Genomic DNA, 19,633 nt, shown 5'->3' with positions numbered 1-19,633 from the left:
TTGACACGAGCACAGTAAGGGTCATGAGCGCACCGACAGCCCCGCGGCCCACCCTCTCCACCACCGCCACCCCTACGACCGCCACCATCCCCCCGAGCGCCGCCACCACGGCCACCGCCGCCGGCTCGGGCTGGCGCACCAGGCTCCTCGACTGGCGCGTCCGGTTCGCGATCCTCTCGGTCGTCTGGGGCTTCAGCTTCCTCCTGATCAAGGTCGGCACGGAAGCGTACGCACCCTTCCAAGTGGCCCTGGGCCGGGTCCTGTTCGGCGCGCTCGCCCTCCTCGCGGTGCTGCTGGTCCGCCGCGAGAGGCTCCCCCGGGGGCTGCGCACCTGGGGCCACCTCAGCGTGGCCGCGCTCCTGCTCAACACCGTGCCGTTCTCCCTCTTCGCGTACGCGGAGCTGAGCATCCCCTCCAGCCTGGCCGGCGTCTGCAACGCGACCTCCCCGCTGTGGGGCATGGCGCTGTCGATGGTCGCCCTTTCCGAGGACCGCCCCACGCGCCGCCGCTTCGCGGGCCTGGGCCTGGGCTTCCTCGGCGTCCTCATCGTCCTCGGCGCCTGGCAGGGCTTCGCCGGCGTCGACGCCCGGGGCACCGCGCTCGCCCTGCTCGCCGCGCTCTGCTACCCCATCGGCTGGATCTACGTCCGCCGCACGCTGGCCGGCACCCCGGGCTCCCCGGTGGCCCTGACCGGCGGCCAGCTCATGGTCTCCACGCTCCAGCTCTCGCTGGTCAGCGCCCTCTTCACCACGGCGCCGGCCTCGTTCCCGCTCTGGCCGACCCTCTCCGTGATCGCGCTGGGCGCCCTCGGCACGGGCATGGCGCTGCAGATGCAGTACGGCCTGGTGACGGAGGTCGGCCCGACCACCGCCCAGATGGTCACCTACTTCATCCCGGTCATCGCCACGGCGGCGGGTGTCCTGGTCCTCGGTGAGCAGCTGCACTGGAACACCCCGGTCGGCGCCGCGATCGTCCTGGCCGGAGCCGCCCTCAGCCAGACCCGCCCCGGCACACGGAAGCCCGTCTGACCACTGCTGATGTCCGGGCGATCATCACACCGCCCGGAGGCACCTCTTGAGCACCGCCGTCGTCCTGCTGACCGTCGGACCCGCCCTGATCGTCGCGGGCAGCTGGGTCGCGCTGAACATTTGCGGCGCCGCCGCCGCGCTGGAGCGGCGGTCAGCCGCCAACGCCGAACTCAGGATGCACGCCCGGGGAGACCTCGGCCCGGCCCCGCGGGTCGCCGCCGCCGTGTTCTACCGCTACCTGGGCTCGGTGAACGCTCTGTGCGGAGTCCTCCTGACCCTGGGCGGCCTGCTCGAACTCGCCTGACCCCGGCCCGCCCGGTCCGCCTCCTCCAGTCCTGTCGGCAGGACTGGAGGAGGACCGGGCGGCACCGGGCCGGGAGTTGACCCGTACGGTTAGTCGTTCCGCCCGCCCGCGACCCCCGTCCGGACCGCCGCGGCCACGGCGTCCGCCAGGCCCGGCACCTCCGAGACCCCCAGCTGCGACACGGTCAGCCGTACTCCCGGTCCCGCCTCGACCCGGAAGATCGCCCCGGCGGCCACCGCCCATCCCGCGGCGAGCAGCCTCGTGACCACCACCGTCTCGTCGGCCACCGGCACCCACACGTTCAGCCCGCTCCGCCCGTGCGCCCGCACCCCCCGCTCCCGCAGGGCCTGGACCAGGGCGTCCCGCCGCTCCCCGTACGCGCGGGCCACCGCTGCGCGGTCCACGGCGTCCGAGGCCCACAGCTCCACCACCGCGTGCTGGAGCAGCCGGCTCACCCAGCCCGGGCCCAGCCGCTGGCGCCCCCGTACGCGGTCCAGGGTCACCGCGTCGCCCGTGAGCACGGCGAGCCGCAGGTCGGGCCCGTAGGCCTTCGCCGTGGAGCGGATCGTCGCCCAGTGCGCGGTCACCCCGCCCAGCGGGTGCAACGGCAGGTCGACGATCCCGTGGCCGTGGTCGTCCTCGATCAGCAATACCCCGGGGTGGCGCGCCAGCAGCTCCCGCAGCTCCGCCGCCCGCTCGGCGCTCACCGCGGCGCCGGTCGGGTTCTGCGCCCGCGAGGTCACCACCAGCGCCCGGGCCCCGGCGGCGAGCGCCCGGGCCACCGCGTCGGCCCGTGGCCCGTCGTCGTCCACCGCCACCGGCAGCACCCGTAGGCCGAGCGCCGGGACCAGGTCGAGGGAGCCTCCCCAGCCCGGGTCCTCGACCGCCACCGCGTCCCCCGGCCTCAGGTGGGCGACGAGCACCCGCTCCATCGCGTCCAGCGCTCCCGAGGTCACCGCCACCGGGCCGGGCGGCACGGCGTCCGCATCGAAGTCCGCCCGGGCGAGCCGGGCCAGGTCCGGCGCGACCGGGTCCGCTCCGTAGAGGGCCGGGGCCTGCGCGTACCGCCGGGCCGCCGCCGCCAGCGCCCCGTCCAGGGCGGGCAGCAGCGACACGTCCGGATTGCCTTCCGCGATGTCGCGCACGCCCGCCGGCACCACCATCCGCAGCGCGTCCCGCGGGGTGCTGGAGGGGCGGGGCCGCACTCTGCTTCCGCGCCGCCCGTCGGTTTCGATGACCCCGCGCTCGCGCAGTGTCCTGTAGGCAGCCGCCACGGTGTTGGGGTTGACGCCCAGTTCGCCCGCCAGCTCCCGCATCGGCGGCAGCAGCGATCCGGGCGGCAGCGCGCCGGATGCCACTCCCGCCTCGACGCTGGCCGCGATATCCGCTGTGCCGCGCCCTGTGATCCGATACTCTACTAGCACAAACCCAAGTATGCACTAGTGCAATGGAGTCGGCATCATGACCGCGACGCCCGCCACCGAGACGACGACCGAGAGCACCGGGACGACCGGCGCGTACGAGCCCACCGACCGCACGGTCCCCACCCGGTCCCGCGACCGGGCGCGCTACGACCGCGAGACGGTGCACTCGATACTCGACGAGGCCTACATCTGCCACCTCGGCTTCGTCCGCGACGGCGCGCCCGTGGTCCTGCCCACGCTGTTCGCCCGGGTCGGCGAATCGATCTACGTGCACGGCTCGACCGGCTCCCGCCCGCTGCGCGCGGCCGGAAAGGCTGATCCGGGCCTGGCCGTCTGCGTGACCGTGACCCACGTCGACGGTCTCGTGCTGGCCCGCTCGGCCTTCCACCACTCGCTCAACTACCGCTCGGTGGTCGTGCACGGCACCGCCTACCAGGTCACCGACGAGGCGGAGTGCCGGATGGCCCTCGACGCCCTGGTCGACTCCGCCGTTCCGGGCCGCTCCGCCGACATCCGGCCCGCCAACGCCAGGGAACTCGCCGCCACGGCGGTGATCCGCGTGGACCTGACCGAGGTGTCCGCGAAGCTGCGTACCGGCCCGAGCAACGACGACGCCGAGGACCTGGGCCTGCCCCACTGGGCGGGCGTGGTCCCGGTCGCCCCCGCGTTCGGAACCCCGGTGCCCGCCGCGGACCTGGCCCCCGGCATCACCGTCCCGGACTACATCACCGCGCTCTGAGGACTCCGCCGCGCGGCGGTGGGCACGGGCTCCGCCGGACGGCGCGATTCCGCCGCGATCAGGGCGCCCACCGCCGTCAGCAGCAGTACGGTGCCCAGCACCACGGCGGCGGTCAGCCGCTCCCCGAGGAGCAGGACGGCGATCACCGCGGCGCTCACCGGCTCGATCAGCATGATCACCGAGACGGTGGCGGCCCGTACGGCGGCGGCCCCCGTGAAGTAGAGCGCGTAGGCCAGCGCCGTCGGCACGGTGGCCACGTAGACGAGCAGCCAGAGCACCCGGCCGAGATCGGCGGTGTGCGGCAGCAGCCCCTCCACCGCGGCGAGCGGGAGCAGACACACCGTGCCCACCGCGACCGACCACGCGGTGGTCACCAGCGGGTCCCCGCCGGCGCCGCGCTGCCCGAGCCAGCGGGCCCGCAGGGTCATCGCCGCGTAGCCGGCGGCGGACAGCAGGGCCCAGCCGACGCCGAGCGGCCGCACTTCGCCGCCGCCGCTTCCCAGCACCAGGACGGCGAGGCCCGCCAGCGCGCCCGTGACGGCGGCCACGCCGCCGCGGCCGAGCCGCTCGCGCATCCAGTACCGCGCCCCGAGCGCGATGAGCACGGGCCCGGCGCCGAGCGTGACGACGGTGCCCACCGCGAGGCCGGTCTCGCGGACGGCGGCGAAGTAGGCGGCCTGGAAGAGGGTGAACAGCAGCCCGGTCCCGATCAGCGAGCCCGCCGAGGGCCGCGTCCGTCCCGGCCCGCGACGGGACCCCCGCACGGCGAGGACCCCCAGCAGCACCACGAGCCCGCCCGCGCACCGCCAGAACGACAGGGCGAGCGGGCCGAGGTCACTGGCCAGGAAGAGGAGTGAGGCGGCCGCCCCGGCGGTGCCCCAGGCGGCTCCGGCGACGACGAGGTACAGCAGACTGCGCCCGGCGGCGGGCGAATGGTTCGACACGAAACTCTCCGCGCATGCGTGAAGGATGAAAGAAGCAGGTCATCGCTTCGCGGGCAGCGCGAACCCGCCCGGGAACTCCCCGGGCCGGATCATGGTCGTGGAGGCGCCGCCCGCGCTAGGCGGCGGGAGGCGGAAGCACGGTCGAATGCATGATCGCCACCCTAGGCCGTCGTGGTCTCGCGGTCCAGCAGGGCCGGACCGCCCACGGCGGGCGGGACCGGGGGGACGGGCGGGGCCGGCCGGGAGGACTGGGCGATGAAGGCCCCGCCCAGCACCAGTGCGCCACCGACGATCTGCCAGGTCGAGAGGTACTCGCCGAGCAGGATCCACGCCAGCACGGTCGCGACGACCGCCTCCAGGAAGGCCACCACGCCCGCGACCTGCGGCGAGAGCCTGCGCACCGAGACCACGCCGGTCAGATACGCGAAGACGGTCGCGACCAGCACCACCCAGGCGAGCAGCACCGGCGCGGGCATCATCGTGCCGCCCACGGAGGCCTGGCCGCCCAGCACCTGCCAGTCGATCTCCCACGGCCGGGCGATCGCCGTCATCACCAGGGCGCCGACGAGCATGCCGTACGCGATCACCCCCAGCGGGTCGGGGGCGTCGTCCCCGTCGGCGCCCTGGTCGGCGAAGACGAAGTAGAAGGCCTGGCAGCAGGCCGCGGCGAGGCCGAAGAGCACGCCGAGCGGGTCCAGGCTCAGCCCGGCCCAGATCTCGACCACGCAGGCCAGGCCCACGACGGCCACGGCCGCGCCGGCGGCCGCGCCCCGCGTCACGGGCTTGCGCTGCACGAAGCGGATGTAGCCGAGCAGCAGCGCCGGGCCCAGGTACTCCAGCAGCAGGGCCACGCCGACCGGGATCCGGGACAGGGAGGCGAAGTAGAAGGCCTGCACGCCCGCGACGGCGATCAGCCCGAAGCCGGCCAGCAGCAGGGGCTTGCGCAGGACGAGGTCACGGTGGCGCCAGGCCAGCGGGGACAGCACGAGCGCTGCCCCGGCCACTCTGAGCCAGACCATGTGGAGGGGGTCCAGACCCGCCTCGATCAGCGGCTTCGCCGCAACTCCGGAACCACCGAACGCGAACGCCGAGACGAGGGCGAGGCCCAGTCCGGCGTTTTTCCCTGACGCTTGCATCCCGTCATCATGACAGGGCCGGTCAGCACCGTCACGGCCATGACACCTGTTGAGACGGAGTCGAGATCACACCCGCCGGCCCCCATGATTTCTGACAGGTCGTCAGTATTGAATGTTCCGCCCGGCAGGGCTACCTTCCGCCGCACGTACCCGACGAGAAGGGGTGGTCGCATGGCTGAAGTCACCGCGGAATCACGCATCGAGGCGCCCGCCGCGAAGCTCTGGTCCCAGCTCACGGACTGGGACGCGTACGGCCGGTGGAGCATGACCCACACGAACTTCCCGAAGGGCGGACCGGAGACCCTCGCGGTCGGATCCACCTTCGCCGAGAACATGAAGATGATGGGCTTCCCGGCCGAGGTCGTCTGGACCGTCTCGGAGCTGGAGGACGAGCGCCTCTTCGCCATCACCGGCAAGGGTCCGATGGGCGTGGCCGTCCTCACCCGGTACACCCTGACCCCGGACGGCGGGGCCACCACGGTCCGCATCGACGGAGAGTTCACCGGGGCCGCCGTCTCGCTGATGGCGGGCAAGCTCAAGGACTCGGCGACCGCCGCACTGAACGAGTCGCTGCGCAAGCTGGCCGCCCTGGTGGCCTGACCACCCGCCTCCCACCCCCGTACACGACGGCGCGCCCCGCGAGAGGACTCGCGGGGCGCGCTGGGTGAAGCCGGGGCCTTCCGGCCCTCAGTGCTCGTCGGCCAGGATCAGGTAGAGCTTCTTGCGGGCGTCGTTGATGACCCCGAGCGCCTTCTCGCGCTGCTCGGGCGAGCCGGTCTTGAAGACCTGCCCGAAGGCCTCCATCAGGCCGATTCCGGCCGTCCGGACCTCGCGCATCGCCTCGAAGTCAAAGCCGCGCCCTGCATCGGCCCACGGTGCGTCCGGGCCCGACTCGGCCTCGGTGCGGCCGGCGTCGGTGAGCGTGAACAGCTTCTTGCCGCCCTCGCTCTCGTTCGTGATGAGCCCCTCGTCCTCGAGCAGCTGCAGGGTCGGGTAGACCGAGCCCGGGCTGGGCTTCCAGGACCCGCCGCTGCGCTCGCCGATCTCCTGGATCATCTCGTAGCCGTGCATCGGCCGGTCGGCGAGCAGCGCCAGGATCGAGGCGCGCACGTCACCGCGCCGGGCCCGGCCGCCGCCCCGCCCACCGCGACCGCCGCCCCCGAAGGGCCCGCCGCCGAAGGGCGGCCCGAACGGCCCGAAGGCGGCGCGCAGCCCCCTGAACTCCTCCCGACGGTCCGGCCCGCAGTGGCCGTGACCCCGTCCGTGCTCATGTCCGTGGTCGTGCTGTCCATGTGAACGCATGACTGCGCTCCTTTCGTCACGTCGTCGTTCTGCGTGTCATCGGTTGCCCGATGACTCAACTATCGCTAATCCATCGCGATGCGTCAACGATATATCGGAAACTCGTCAGCGACAGGTGATGCGATGGCACACCTTCGTCCTGCCGCATTGGACCTGGACCGGTCTCACCGAAGTTCGACGACCACCCCGTGGCGGGGTGCACGGCAGTTCCGCGGGACGGTGCGTGGGGGCGTGGCGCATCCTTGGGCCATCGGCATCGTGGGGGATGGGGGCGGTGTGGGTAGTGGCAGGCGTGCGCGGGTGGGTTCGGTCGTCAGCGGGTCGGGGGCGGCGGCGACGTTCGCGTTGGGGGTGGTGACGAACTACGCCACGAACGCCGCGCCGGGCTGGGCGTCTCATCCGTGGGTGGTGTGGTCGGTCTTCGGTGTGCTGGCGGCGGGTGCGCTGGTGTTGGAGCTGGTCGGCCGCCGCTTGGACACCGCAGGGGCGGTGGGGGGTGGTGGGCCGGTGAGGTTGGTGGCGCTGGAGCGGCTCCGCGTTTCCGGCGGCGTGGCTTCGCTGCGCGCGCCGCACGGGTCTGGTCCCGTGCGCGGCCGTGACGGCGAACTCGACTCTCTTCGGCGGCTGCTGGCCCGGCCCCAGGGGAGGTACGCCGTGGTGTGCGGGGTGGGTGGGATCGGCAAGACCGCCCTGGCTTCCGCCCTGGCTGACATCGCGCGTGCTGACGGCCGGGCCGTGTTCTGGATCCGCTGGCGCGACAGGGAGGAGCTGGCCGAGCAGATGATCCGCACCGCGCTGGCCTGTGGCCTTCCCGAAGCCCGGCTCGAAGAAGCGCGCGCGGGGCGGGCCGGACTGCCGGATCTGGTGTGGGAGCAGCTGGAGCAGACCGACAGGTGGCTCCTGGTCCTCGACAACATCGACACCCCGCAGGCCGTCGGCCCCGACGGGGAGGACGTGGCGTCCTACCGGGGGTGGATCCGGCCGGCTGGCAGGGGGCTGCTGCTGGTCACCAGCCGCAACACCGACCCCGCGGTGTGGGGCATCCGGGCCGTACTGCGCCGCGTCGTCCCGCTGGAGCCCGCAGCCGGCGGCCAGGTCCTCTGCGACGCGGTCCCCCACGCAGGAACCGCCGAAGAAGCACGGGCGCTCGCGGACCGGCTGGGCGGCCTGCCGCTCGCCCTCCATGCCGTCGGCCGCTACCTGGCTGCCCCCGGCAGCCGCCACCGCACCTTCACCGCTTACACCGCCGCCCTCGAGACGCAGCTGGGCACGCTGCTCGGCGCCACGCAACCCCAGGCGAGCGACCCGGCCGTCGCACGGACCTTGATCCGCCACACCTGGGAGCTGTCACTAGACGAACTCGCCACCGACGGCAACCCGCTCGCACGGCCGGCACTGCGGCTGCTGTCACTTCTGGCACCAGCCCCCGTCCCCGTCTTCCTCCTCACCCCGGCACTGGTCACCGAGGCCACCGGGCAACCGACCGGCGAGATCGAGGTGGAGGCCGCGCTCAACGGCCTGCACACCTACGGACTCGTTGACACGCCCACACGCCAAGGCGGGCAACCCGTCCTCGGACAGATCGTTCTGCACCCCCTCGTACGAGAGATCACCGCTCACACCCACACCATCGAATCCACCGGGCCCGACCGCTACCAGCAGTCCCTCACCGGCCGCCTGATCCAGGCAGCCCAAGGGGTGATGGGTTCCAGGGTCGCCGACCGGGATACGGCCCTCCTCCTCGCCCCGCACCTCCTCGCCGCCGCAACACACACCACCAACCAGCACAACCGCCTCCTCGCCCATGCCGTCGATCGCATCAGCCGGTCCCTCACGGAAGCGGGCGACTACGGCAGCGCCCTACAACTGCAGCAGGCAGCGCACTCGATCACCGCCCGCTCCTTCGGACCCGACCACCCCGAAACGCTGAACAGCCGCAGCCACCTCGCCGACGCGCTCGACCTCTTCGGCCGGCACCAGGAGGCAGCCGACCTCCACCACCAGGTCCTCACCACCCACGAACGCGTTCTCGGCGCCGACCACCCCGACACCCTGCTCAGCCGCAACAACCTGGCCAACGCGCTGGACCACCTCGGCCGACACCAAGAGGCAGCAGACCACCACCGGCAGATCCTCACGGCCCGCGAACGTGTCCTCGGCACGGACCGGATTCCCACCCTGCACAGCCGCAACAACCTCGGCCTCGCGCTCGGCTACCTCGGCCACCACCGAGAAGCAGCAGACCTGCACCGACGGGCTCTCTCCGGTTACGAACGCCTCCTCGGCGCCGACCATCCCGACACCCTGAACAGCCGCAACAACCTCGCGCTCGCGCTCGATGACCTCGGTCGGCACCAAGAAGCAGCAGACCTACACCGACAGGTCCTCAGCGCCTACGAACGCCTCGTCGGCCCCGATCACCCCGACACCCTGCACAGTCGCGACAACCTCGGCCTCGCGCTCGACCACCTCGGCCACCACCGAGAAGCAGCAGACCTACACCGACACGTCCTCAGCACCTACGAACGCATCCTTGGTCCCGACCACCCCAGCACTTTGACCAGCCGCAGCAACCTCGGCCTCGCGCTCGACCACCTGGGCCAGCACCGAGAAGCAGCAGACCACCATCAACACGTCCTCACCACCCGCGAACGCGTCCTCGGACCTGCCCACCCCCACACCCTGCGCAGTCACGACCACCTCGCGGCAGCCCTGCGTGCTGCGGGGCGCACCGGCACAGGATTGGGTTGGGGGAGGAGGCTCCGGTTCATCGGGGCCAGGCGCAGTTGAGGGTCGACGCGATCGTGGCTGCGCAGCTGCTCGGCCCGTCCTGCACGGGTCCACCCGGGGATGCAGCGGGGTGGATGGGCGACCGAACTTTCGGGCGTGGAGCGTGCGGGTGTGTGCTGGGCTGGGCTGGGCCGCGAACATGCCCAGACGACCCGCAACGGGGACATCCGTGCGCCTTCAGGGACGCGCCAGGAAGCGGCTCGCCGCCGCGGCCGCCGCCGCGCTGCTGCTCGTAGTGCCGGGCCCGGCCACCGCCGACGGCCCCGACCTGTGGCCGCGGTGACGGGAACTTCGACCTCGTCCCCCCGCTGTCGGGCACGAAGGCACTCTCGCGGAACTGAGCCGGCCCGCCCCGGGGCACCGGCCCCCGCTCCGGGGCTCCGTCCCAGTCCAGTCACCCCGGATTGGCCTTTGTCGGCGATCAAGGAACCGCCCTACCGTCGGTGCATGCGCATCCGAATCGTCGACGCCTTCACCGACCGGCCCTTCCACGGGAACCCCGCCGGAGTCCTGCTCCTCGACACCGCCTTCCCGCCGGACGCCTGGCTCCAGCAGGTCGCTTCCGAGGTGAACCTCTCCGAGACCGCCTTCGCCCACGCCCTGCCGCCCGGCGGGGACGCCGACTGGGCGCTGCGCTGGTTCACCCCGGCCGCCGAGGTCGACATGTGCGGCCACGCCACGCTCGCCACGGCGCACGTCCTGGCGTCCGCGGGCCTCGCCGCGGGCCGGATCCGCTTCACCGCGCGCTGCGGGATCCTCACGGCCGAGACCGCCGAGGACGGCACGATCACCATGGACTTCCCGACGTCCTCGCTGACCCCGGTCCCGGCGCCGACCGCCGTGGACCACGCGCTCGGCGGGGCGCCGATCCTCTCCGTGCACGACACCGCCGCGCACATCGGTGACCTCGTGATCGAGCTCGCCGACGAGAAGACCGTCCGCGAGCTGACGCCGGACCACGGCGCCCTGCGCGCCTTCGCCAAGCGCGGGGTCATCGTCACCGCGGCCGCCGAGGATCCCTCCCGCGGGTACGACTTCGTCTCCCGGGGCTTCTTCCCGGCCTTCGGGATCGACGAGGACCCGGTCACCGGCAGCGCCCACACCGCACTCGCCCCGTTCTGGGCCGAGCGTCTGGGCCGCACCGAACTGACCGGACTCCAGGGCGGCGCGCGCCGCGGTCTCGTACGGGTGACCCTGGCGGGCGACCGCACGCTGCTGACCGGCCGGGCCGTCACCGTCGTCGACGGCGAACTGTTCGCGTCCCCGCCCGGGGCCGGACAGGCGGGGTGAACCACGGGGCACGGACGCGGGCTGACCCGGGCCGGGCGGCGCCGGGTCAGCCCGCGGACCCACCCCCGTCGCCCTTCTCGTCACCCTTCACGTCCCCCTTTGCTCGCACCTTGCCTCGCGCCTTCGAGCGCGCCTTCGCCTCCGCCTCCGCCCGCGCGGCACTCCGACGCTTCTGCTCCTGCTCCACCCAGGCGGCCGAGTCGATCCGCTTGCGGTAGACCTGCTCCGGCTCCGCCGCGCCCAGGTGCACCGTCCACACCCACAGGACGGCCGACACGACGAAGAAGACGCCCGCCAGTGCCAGATACGAGGCGATTTCCTCGGACTCGGAGGCACCGTCCTCGTGCGCGAAACCGGGTACGCCGACGACGAGCGCGTTCACCCACCACGCGAGCGCCCCGTTGAACAGGACGAGGGAGATCCAGTACGCGACCCGCATGCTCTTCGCCGGGCCGCTCACTTCTCCCAGCAGCAGGAGGCGCCGCAGCGAGACCGGCCCCGTCCGGTGGCGGCCGCCCGTGTCCGCCTTGGCGCGGCGCACCGACGCGTAGCAATCGTCCAGCCAGCGCCCCGGCTCCGGGTCCGGGGCCGGGGCCGGGGAGTCGGTCGGCGCCAGCTCCTTGGCCTGGATCCAGCCGGTGAGGAACTGGACCTCCAGCTGGGCCTTCTCCAGTCGCCTGCGGTAGTGGTGGTCGGAGCTGCGTGCCTCGCGGCGGTCCCGGATGAGGAGGCTGGCCCCGCCCACCAGGCCGCTGACCACGGGCACGAAGAACGGCGCGAACGGAACCAGGGAGTCCACAACAGCCACCGGGCGCGCCTCCTCACTCCCCTCCAGCGTCGCACCGGTTCGGCCTGCACCCCCGCCCGGCAGGGCCGTTCGGGTGCGCCGCCGCATCACGGCGTGGGCAGCCAGCCCACCTTGCCCGCGAGCAGGGCGTACCCGCCGAAGGCCACGAGGTCGAGCAGCGCGTGCGCGACGACGAGCGGACCCACCCGGCCCCAGCGGCGGTAGGCCAGGACGAAGACGACGCCCATCACCATGTTGCCGATGAAGCCGCCGATGCCCTGGTAGAGGTGGTAGGAGCCGCGCAGCGCCGAGCTGGCCAGCAGCGCGGCCATCGGCGACCAGCCGAGCTGGTCGAGCCGGCGCAGCAGGTAGGCCAGCACGATGACCTCCTCCACCACGGCGTTCTGCAGCGCGGAGAGGATCAGTACGGGGAACTTCCACCACACGTCGGGCAGCGCCTCCGGCACCACCGTGAGGTTGAACCCGGCGGCCCGCGCCCCCAGGTAGAAGGCGAGCCCCGCGCTCCCGATCCCTGCGGCGACGAGCGCGCCCCGGGCCAGGTCCCCCAGGGGCCGGGTGCGGTCGAAGCCCAGCACCCGCAGCCCGGGGGCGCCCTCGCGGGTCAGCAGGTGCGCCACCAGCAGGACGGGGACCAGCGCGCTCGCGATGCCGAACAGCTGCCACGCGAGGTCCAGCCAGGGCCGGCCCGGAGCCAGCGAGGCGTTGAGCGTGGCGGCCTGGTCCTTCAGGCCCCCCGGCTTGGTGAGCGAGCCGATGAAGCTGATGAGCGCCGAGACCCCGCTCGCGCCCAGCGACAGCGCGAGGACGAGCAGCGTCTCGTTGCGCAGGAGACCCCGCCGCCCGTCCTCGTCCAGCTTCACGAACACCGGCTCCGGATCCGCCCGCACGCCCGACTCCCGTCCTGCCATCCCGTTGCGACCACCCCATATTGCCTCCTCGGGCGACCGGGAGGATCACTGCGGGGGGCAACGGGATCAACAGACGGCTCCGGCGGCACGGCGGCTCAGCGCGCCGCCGGCACCGAGGCGCTCACCTCCTCCCCCGGTCCCACGGGCCAGGTGTGCACCGGGTCGCCCTTGTGCATCAGCTCGCTGTACCTCCGGGTGGTCGCGGCCAGCGCCTCGTCCCGCTCCAGCCCGGCCGCCAGGGCCCGGTGGTAGGTGTCCACCTGCCAGGTCGCCCCGTTCGCCCGCCGCCGGCAGCGCTCCTCGATGATGCCGAGGTAGTGGTCCCGGTCCGCGGGCTCGATGCCCCAGGCGTCCAGCCCCGCCGCCGCCATCGGCAGCAGCTCGTCCAGGACCAGCCGTACGGCGGGCACGCTCGCCAGTCCCCCGGCCCGGCCCCGGCGCGGCCACCGCAGCCGCGCGTCGATCCCGTACCGGCACGCCGCGTCGAAGTTCGCCTCCGCCTCGGCGAAGGGCAGGCGGGTCCACACCGGGCGCGGCTCGTCGGCGAGGGTGCGGACGAGCCCGTAGTAGAAGGCGGCGTTGGCGACGACGTCGGCGACCGTCGGCCCGGCCGGCAGCACGCGGTTCTCGACCCGCAGGTGCGGCACCCCGTCCGCGACCCCGTACACGGGCCGGTTCCAGCGGTAGACGGTCCCGTTGTGCAGGACCAGCTCCTGCAGCGCCGGCACCCCGCCCTCGGCCAGCACCCGCAGCGGCTCCTCCTCGTCGCATATCGGCAGCAGGGCCGGGAAGTAGCGGACGTTCTCGGCGAAGAGCTCGTACGCCGAGTCCACCCACCGCTCCCCGAACCAGGTGCGCGGCCGCACTCCCTGCGCCTGGAGCTCGGGCGGCCGGGTGTCGGTGGCCTGTGTGAACAGCGGCGGCCGCGATTCCCGCCACAGCTCGCGCCCGAACAGGAAGGGCGAGTTGGCGCCGACGGCTATCTGCGCGGCAGCCACCGCCTGCGCCGCGTTCCACACGGCCGGGAACCGGGCCGGCGTCACCTGCAGGTGCAGTTGTACGGAGGTGCAGGCGGCCTCCGGCACGATCGACCCGGAGGTCCAGATCAGCCGCTCGACCCCGTCGATGTCGAGCGTGAAGTCCTCCCCGCGCATCATCAGGATCTGCTCGTTCAGCAGCGAGTAGCGGTCCACCGCCGACAGGTTCGCGGTGACCAGGTCGGAGCGGGAGATCGTCGGCAGAATGCCGATCATCACCACGCCGGCGTCGATCTCCGTGGCCTGCCTGTGGGCATAGCCCAGCCCCGCGCTGAGTTCCTCGGCGAGCTGGTCGAATACCCGGCCGCCGAGCCGGTGCGGCAGGACGTTCACCTCCAGATTGAACATTCCCAGTTCGGTCTGGAAATCAGGACTCGCTATCCGCTCCAGCACCTGGGCATTCACCATTCTCGGCAAACCGTCGGCGCCCGCGAGATTCAGCTCGATCTCCAGTCCCATCATGTTCTTCGGGCGATCGAACCTCTTCTCCGCCAGGAGTCGCTCCAGCCCCTCCAGACACTCGTGAAGCTTCCTTCGATACCGCTGCCGATCGGACAGGTCGAATCCGCCCGCCACGACCTTCTCCCCCATCGAAGCGTCCCTCCTCGAGTGGCCCGGCCCGGGACACCCAGGCGCGCATTACGGTCGATGATGCCCCGCCTCCGTGATCCATAACGCGGTGGGGGCGTGCGTGGCGAGGAGCGCGCGCCGGTTTGGCCGAAGGGCGCTTCGGCACATTCACCTGGCAAGTCGCTTCGCGCAAATTCCTCTTCGACTTTGCGCGCGCCGCAAAACCGATGCTTTCCAGCCGAGCCCCCGTCAGGTAACCTCCGAGGTCAGCGCGGCTCGTTCGCGCACATCCGGCATGAATGCCATGTCAGCGGGACCGGTAAGCGCCTTGTCGGCAATAGGCGGGACAGCTAGCCGAAACACTGCGTGAACACATGTCGTATAAACTCCGCAAACGAGGCAGAGAGTTGGCGCGCGGCCATTGCCCCTCGGCCCCCCTCTGGCCCCAGAATGCGACAGCGCCGTCCGCACCTGCCCCCGTTCCACAGGTCTCCCAAGTGAGAGGCGACCCACCATGCCGCTGCATGTCCCTCCGGCTCCCGCGCCCGCCCTGCGCAGCGTCCTCGCGGCACTCGGTTCTCCCACCGCCGTCCACGAGGCGCACACCCCGGCCCTGCGCGCGATCCAGGGGCCACTGACCGCCGAACTCCCCCTTCCGGTGCACGTCCTCGACCGGCTGGGCATGTCCACCCTCGCGGCCGGCGGCAGGCCGCCCCGCACGCGGCTCACGGGCTGGCGGTTCCTGATCCGCAGCGGGGACCGCTACGTCGCGGCGGCCGACACCCGCCTGACCCCCGACGGCTGGACCTTCTCCCACTTCTTCGAGGGGCCCTACGTCGCCGCCACCGAACGCGCCCTGCGCCAGGCGGAGTCCCTCGGTACGAACTACCAGCCGCGGCTGCTGTCCGTACCGGAGCTCTACATGCTGACCCTGTGGCTGCACGGGGCGGTGGGCGCCGACGCCTCCGCCGGGCTGCCCGCCGGCGAGGACCTGCTGGTGCCGCTGGCCCCGGCCCCGCCCGGCATCGCCGCGTACCGGCCGCATCCGGTCTCCGAGCTGCTGCCCGTGCTCACCCACCGGCTGACCCCCGCCACGGCACCCCTCCCTCCGTCGTTGGCCGCGCCCGCCGCCTGACCCGATTAGCCCATTCGGCCTAGTCCGCTCGGGTCACGTGCGAACCATCCGAAAGGACAGGGGAGTTGGCCTGAACCGCCCGCACGAGTGATGCGTCATCAATCTGTGAGGACAGCTGCGGGGAAATACCTGCGAAGCGGCTGTCGTGGGGGAAGACTGATGACACGCTCCCCGCGGGTGCGGGGATGACCCAGGGGGACGGCCATGAATCACGCATCGAGCCGTAGCACGCAGACCACACCGCAGCGAAAGAACGCATCCATGTGCCAGCACCAGCCAGCCTGCCCGTCAGCCGAATCCGCCGACCGGGAGGCCGCTCGCCCGGTGGCCAACCACCCGGAGCAGGGCTGGAGCCTGCTGTGCAATGGCGTCCTGCTCTTCGAGGACACCGGTGAACTGCTGCCGGACGGCCAGATCATCGCCCCGCACCGCCCGCTCGCGGCGGCCTAGGCGCTGAGGACGGCCCGGCCGACGGAAGCCACGACGAAGGGGCCGGTCCGGGAGAATCGCCCGGACCGGCCCCTTCGTCATGTCACTTCACCGCTCGGTGTCAGTGGTCGTACTCGTCCAGCGGCGGGCAGGAGCAGACCAGGTTGCGGTCGCCGAAGGCACCGTCGATGCGGCGCACCGGCGGCCAGTACTTCTCGGCGGCCGTGACGCCGCCCGGGAAGACGGCCTCGTCGCGGGTGTACGGGTGGTTCCACTCGCCGCCCAGCGCCGCCGCGGTGTGCGGGGAGTTGGCCAGCGGGTTGTCGTCCGCCGGCCACTCGCCGCCCGCGACCCGCTCGATCTCGCCGCGGATGGCGATCATCGCGTCGCAGAAGCGGTCGATCTCGGCGAGGTCCTCGGACTCCGTCGGCTCGATCATCAGCGTGCCGGCGACCGGGAAGGACATCGTCGGGGCGTGGAAGCCGTAGTCGATCAGACGCTTGGCGATGTCGTCCACGCTCACGCCCGTGGACTTCGACAGCGGGCGCAGGTCGATGATGCACTCGTGCGCGACCAGGTTCCCCGGGCCGGTGTAGAGCACCGGGTAGTGCGGCTCCAGGCGCTTGGCGATGTAGTTGGCACCGAGCACCGCCACCTGGGTGGCGCGCTTGAGGCCCTCACCGCCCATCAGGCGCACGTACGACCAGGAGATCGGCAGGATGCCGGCCGAGCCCCACGGGGCGGCCGAGATCGGGCCGACGCCCGTCTCCGGGCCGGCGGTCGGCTGGAGCGGGTGGTTCGGCAGGTACGGGGCCAGGTGCGCCCGGACACCGACCGGGCCGACGCCCGGACCGCCGCCGCCGTGCGGGATGCAGAAGGTCTTGTGCAGGTTCAGGTGCGAGACGTCGCCCCCGAAGTGACCCGGCTTGGCGAGGCCCACCAGGGCGTTCAGGTTGGCTCCGTCGACGTAGACCTGGCCGCCGGCCTCGTGCACCTGGGCGCAGATGTCGGCGACGTGCTCCTCGAACACACCGTGCGTGGAGGGGTACGTGATCATCAGCACGGCGAGCTCGTCGCGGTACTGCTCGATCTTGGCGCGCAGGTCGGCCGCGTCCACCTCGCCGTCGTCGGCGGTCTTGACGACGACGACCTTCATGCCGGCCATCACGGCGCTGGCGGCGTTGGTGCCGTGCGCGGAGGACGGGATGAGGCAGATGGTGCGCTGCTCGTCGCCGTTCGCGCGGTGGTAGGCGCGGACGGCCAGCAGGCCGGCGAGCTCACCCTGGGAGCCGGCGTTGGGCTGGATGGACACCTTGTCGTAGCCGGTGACCTCGCAGAGACGTTCCTCCAGCTCGGTGATGAGCGTGAGGTAGCCCTCGGCCTGCTCCACCGGGGCGAAGGGGTGCAGCTGGCCGAATTCGGGCCAGGTGACCGGCTCCATCTCGGTGGTCGCGTTGAGCTTCATGGTGCAGGAGCCCAGCGGGATCATGCCGCGGTCCAGCGCGTAGTCCTTGTCCGAGAGCTTGCGCAGGTAGCGCAGCATCGCGGTCTCGGAGCGGTGCTGGTGGAAGACCGGGTGCGTCAGGTAGTCGTCCGAGCGCAGCAGGCCCTCGGGCAGGGTGTCGTCCGTGCTCTCGTCAAGCGCCTCGATGTCCGCGGTAACACCGAAGGCGGCCCAGACGGCCTCGACGTCGGCGCGCAGGGTGGTCTCGTCGCAGGCGACGGAGACGTGGTCGGCGTCGACCGGGTGCAGGTTGATGCCACCCTCGCGGGCGGCGGCGACGACCTCGGCCGCGCGGCCCGGAACACGGGCGGTGACCGTGTCGAAGTACGAGCCGTGCACGATCTCGACCCCGCCGGCCGACAGGCCCGCGGCGATCAGGGCCGCGTAGCGGTGGGTCCGGCGGGCGATCGTCCGCAGGCCGTCCGGGCCGTGGTAGACGGCGTACATGGCGGCCATGACGGCGAGCAGCACCTGCGCGGTACAGATGTTGCTGGTGGCCTTCTCGCGGCGGATGTGCTGCTCGCGGGTCTGCAGCGCCAGGCGGTACGCCCTGTTGCCGTCCGCGTCCACCGAGACGCCGACGAGTCGGCCGGGCAGCGAACGGGCGTGCTTGTCCTGGACGGCCATGTAGCCGGCGTGCGGTCCGCCGAAGCCCATCGGGACGCCGAAGCGCTGGGTGGTGCCGACGGCGATGTCCGCGCCCAGCGCGCCCGGGGAGGTCAGCAAGGTCAGCGCGAGCAGGTCGGCGGCGACGGCGACGATGGCGCCGAGCTCGTGCGCCTGGTCGATGACCGGCTTGATGTCACGGACGGCGCCGGAGGCGCCCGGGTACTGGATCAGCACGCCGTAGACACCGCGCTCGGCGACCTCGGCCGGGATGCCCTCGGACAGGTCGGCGACGACGACCTCGATGCCGATCGGCTCGGCGCGGGTCTCGATCACGGCGATGGTCTGCGGCAGCGCGTCGGCGTCCACGAGGAAGACGTTGCCCTTGGCCTTGCCCACGCGGCGGGCCAGCGTCATGGCCTCGGCGGCCGCGGTGCCCTCGTCGAGGAGGGAGGCGCCCGAGGTCGGCAGCCCGGTGAGCTCGGCGACGACGGTCTGGAAGTTCAGGAGGGCTTCGAGGCGGCCCTGCGAGATCTCCGGCTGGTACGGCGTGTACGCCGTGTACCAGGCCGGGTTCTCCATGACGTTGCGGAGGATCACCGGGGGCGTGAAGGTCCCGTAGTAGCCGAGACCGATCATGGAGGAGAGGACCTGGTTGCGGTCGGCGAGCGAGCGCAGCTCGGCGAGCACCTCTGCCTCGGTCCGCGCCTCGGGCAGGTCGAGCGCCTCGGCGGTCTTGATCACATCCGGTACCGCGGCGGCGGTCAGTTCGTCCAGGGAGCCGTAGCCCACATGGGCGAGCATCTTCGCCTGCGCCTCGGCATCCGGGCCGATGTGGCGCTGTTCGAAGGGGATGCCTCGCTCCAGCTGGGAGAGCGGAATGCGGTTGGCGGTCATGTACGGAGGCCTCCTGGTCGTACGACCTGCGAGGGGCACCACGGCGCGGGCACCCGGACGGCCTCCCCCTCTGTCATCTGCACCTGAGAGTTTCACCGGAGTCACGGGGGTCACCCGCGCCCTCCGGCTTTCACCGTCGGTGAGGAGTGGGACCGGCACTGCGCGCCCGGTACCCGCCCCTGCTTTCCAGAGTGGCCTCGTCCGTGCGGTACGTATGCCTGAGAGATTCCGGGGAGGATTTGCTCCTTCGGCGCCTCCGTCTTGCTCACTCGGAGGACTCTCCCGCACAGGGTCGACAGCCATCACCCAGCCTACCAGCGAGGTTCTGGGGCCTCCCCCGAGTGGCCTCCGCTGCCGTTATGCACTTCTGTAGTCATTACGGAGGAGTTGCGACCATTTGGAGGGACCGTGCAGACCGACATCGATCCGCGCAGCCTGATCGGCCGCAAGGCGTTCGACCGCAATGGCACCAAGATCGGCACCGTGGACGAGGTCTACCTCGACGATGCCACGGGCGTCCCGGAATGGGCGGCCGTCCGTACGGGCCTGTTCAGCCGGGACGCCTTCGTCCCGCTGGAGCCGAGCGAGATGGTGGGCGACACCCTGCGGGTGCCCTTCGAGCGCTCCCTCATCAGGGACGCCCCCGACTTCGGCGTCGGCCGCCACCTCTCCCCCGAACAGGAGCTGCAGCTCTACCACCACTACGGCCTGGACACGACCCTGCCGGCGGACGTCCAGCGCGACTTCGGCCGCCTGGCGAGCGACGAGGGCTGAGCGCCCCC

The 19,633-nt window shown here is 72.3% G+C and carries 17 protein-coding genes and 1 riboswitch; of the genes, 9 read left to right on the top strand and 8 right to left on the bottom strand.

Annotated elements, in window-relative coordinates:
- Positions 1 to 23: 23 nt before the first annotated feature.
- Both RIU97_RS33230 and RIU97_RS33225 read left to right on the top strand, forming a co-directional pair.
- Positions 24 to 1,028, top strand: a complete 1,005-nt coding sequence (locus RIU97_RS33230) for a DMT family transporter (RefSeq protein ID WP_404961216.1) — start codon at positions 24 to 26, stop codon at positions 1,026 to 1,028.
- A gap of 46 nt (positions 1,029 to 1,074) precedes the next feature.
- Positions 1,075 to 1,332 carry a hypothetical protein gene (locus RIU97_RS33225; RefSeq protein ID WP_404961215.1) on the top strand — a complete coding sequence of 86 codons (258 nt, stop codon included), beginning with the start codon at positions 1,075 to 1,077 and terminating at the stop codon, positions 1,330 to 1,332.
- A gap of 89 nt (positions 1,333 to 1,421) precedes the next feature.
- Here RIU97_RS33225 and RIU97_RS33220 read toward each other — a convergent pair whose 3' ends face one another.
- Positions 1,422 to 2,756: an aminotransferase class I/II-fold pyridoxal phosphate-dependent enzyme gene (locus RIU97_RS33220; RefSeq protein WP_404961214.1), complete on the bottom strand. Its 1,335-nt coding sequence runs from the start codon at positions 2,754 to 2,756 to the stop codon at positions 1,422 to 1,424.
- 37 nt (positions 2,757 to 2,793) lie between these two features.
- Between RIU97_RS33220 and RIU97_RS33215 the strand changes: the two genes are divergently transcribed.
- Entirely contained in the window at positions 2,794 to 3,495 is a 702-nt protein-coding gene (locus tag RIU97_RS33215) for a pyridoxamine 5'-phosphate oxidase family protein (RefSeq protein WP_404961213.1), read from the top strand.
- Here the strand turns inward: RIU97_RS33215 and RIU97_RS33210 are convergent.
- Both RIU97_RS33210 and RIU97_RS33205 read right to left on the bottom strand, forming a co-directional pair.
- Complete coding sequence (locus tag RIU97_RS33210; RefSeq protein ID WP_404961212.1) at positions 3,477 to 4,439, bottom strand: DMT family transporter; 963 nt, start codon at positions 4,437 to 4,439, stop codon at positions 3,477 to 3,479. The genes RIU97_RS33215 and RIU97_RS33210 overlap by 19 nt on opposite strands.
- A gap of 161 nt (positions 4,440 to 4,600) precedes the next feature.
- Complete coding sequence (locus RIU97_RS33205; RefSeq protein WP_404961211.1) at positions 4,601 to 5,575, bottom strand: EamA family transporter; 975 nt, start codon at positions 5,573 to 5,575, stop codon at positions 4,601 to 4,603.
- Between the two features lie 171 nt (positions 5,576 to 5,746).
- Between RIU97_RS33205 and RIU97_RS33200 the strand changes: the two genes are divergently transcribed.
- Positions 5,747 to 6,175, top strand: a complete 429-nt coding sequence (locus RIU97_RS33200) for an SRPBCC family protein (RefSeq protein ID WP_404961210.1) — start codon at positions 5,747 to 5,749, stop codon at positions 6,173 to 6,175.
- An 87-nt stretch (positions 6,176 to 6,262) separates the two neighbouring features.
- Here the strand turns inward: RIU97_RS33200 and RIU97_RS33195 are convergent, their stop codons facing one another.
- Positions 6,263 to 6,877: a PadR family transcriptional regulator gene (locus RIU97_RS33195; RefSeq protein ID WP_404961209.1), complete on the bottom strand. Its 615-nt coding sequence runs from the start codon at positions 6,875 to 6,877 to the stop codon at positions 6,263 to 6,265.
- A 300-nt stretch (positions 6,878 to 7,177) separates the two neighbouring features.
- Between RIU97_RS33195 and fxsT the strand changes: the two genes are divergently transcribed.
- Both fxsT and RIU97_RS33185 read left to right on the top strand, forming a co-directional pair.
- Complete coding sequence (gene fxsT, locus RIU97_RS33190; RefSeq protein WP_404961208.1) at positions 7,178 to 9,667, top strand: FxSxx-COOH system tetratricopeptide repeat protein; 2,490 nt, start codon at positions 7,178 to 7,180, stop codon at positions 9,665 to 9,667.
- 447 nt (positions 9,668 to 10,114) lie between these two features.
- Entirely contained in the window at positions 10,115 to 10,957 is an 843-nt protein-coding gene (locus RIU97_RS33185; RefSeq protein ID WP_404961207.1) for a PhzF family phenazine biosynthesis protein, read from the top strand.
- Positions 10,958 to 11,003: 46 nt separating this feature from the next.
- Here the strand turns inward: RIU97_RS33185 and RIU97_RS33180 are convergent, their stop codons facing one another.
- The 3 genes from RIU97_RS33180 to RIU97_RS33170 all read right to left on the bottom strand — a co-directional run bounded on the left by RIU97_RS33180 (position 11,004) and on the right by RIU97_RS33170 (position 14,301).
- On the bottom strand, positions 11,004 to 11,765 hold the full coding sequence (locus RIU97_RS33180; protein WP_404961206.1) for a hypothetical protein: 762 nt from the start codon (positions 11,763 to 11,765) through the stop codon (positions 11,004 to 11,006).
- 86 nt (positions 11,766 to 11,851) lie between these two features.
- On the bottom strand, positions 11,852 to 12,673 hold the full coding sequence (locus RIU97_RS33175; protein WP_404961205.1) for a CPBP family intramembrane glutamic endopeptidase: 822 nt from the start codon (positions 12,671 to 12,673) through the stop codon (positions 11,852 to 11,854).
- 95 nt (positions 12,674 to 12,768) lie between these two features.
- Entirely contained in the window at positions 12,769 to 14,301 is a 1,533-nt protein-coding gene (locus tag RIU97_RS33170) for a glutamate-cysteine ligase family protein (RefSeq protein ID WP_404961204.1), read from the bottom strand.
- Between the two features lie 493 nt (positions 14,302 to 14,794).
- On the opposite strand from RIU97_RS33170, the gene RIU97_RS33165 reads away from it, so the two are divergent.
- Both RIU97_RS33165 and RIU97_RS33160 read left to right on the top strand, forming a co-directional pair.
- On the top strand, positions 14,795 to 15,415 hold the full coding sequence (locus tag RIU97_RS33165) for a hypothetical protein (RefSeq protein ID WP_404961203.1): 621 nt from the start codon (positions 14,795 to 14,797) through the stop codon (positions 15,413 to 15,415).
- Between the two features lie 261 nt (positions 15,416 to 15,676).
- Positions 15,677 to 15,865 (top strand): DUF5999 family protein, encoded by a 189-nt coding sequence (locus RIU97_RS33160; protein ID WP_030009772.1) that lies wholly within the window; start codon positions 15,677 to 15,679, stop codon positions 15,863 to 15,865.
- 100 nt (positions 15,866 to 15,965) lie between these two features.
- Here RIU97_RS33160 and gcvP read toward each other — a convergent pair whose 3' ends face one another.
- Positions 15,966 to 18,851: an aminomethyl-transferring glycine dehydrogenase gene (gene gcvP, locus RIU97_RS33155; RefSeq protein ID WP_404961202.1), complete on the bottom strand. Its 2,886-nt coding sequence runs from the start codon at positions 18,849 to 18,851 to the stop codon at positions 15,966 to 15,968.
- 196 nt (positions 18,852 to 19,047) lie between these two features.
- Positions 19,048 to 19,146: riboswitch (glycine riboswitch) on the bottom strand.
- 113 nt (positions 19,147 to 19,259) lie between these two features.
- Here gcvP and RIU97_RS33150 point away from each other — a divergent pair.
- Positions 19,260 to 19,625, top strand: coding sequence for a PRC-barrel domain-containing protein (locus tag RIU97_RS33150; RefSeq protein WP_404961201.1), 366 nt, complete (start codon positions 19,260 to 19,262; stop codon positions 19,623 to 19,625).
- Positions 19,626 to 19,633 lie beyond the last annotated feature (8 nt).

The organism is Streptomyces sp. 147326 (assembly GCF_045000215.1).
GTDB lineage: Bacteria > Actinomycetota > Actinomycetes > Streptomycetales > Streptomycetaceae > Streptomyces.
The sequence above is the reverse complement of the archived record's forward strand: the minus strand, read 5'-3'. Positions and strand labels throughout refer to the sequence as shown.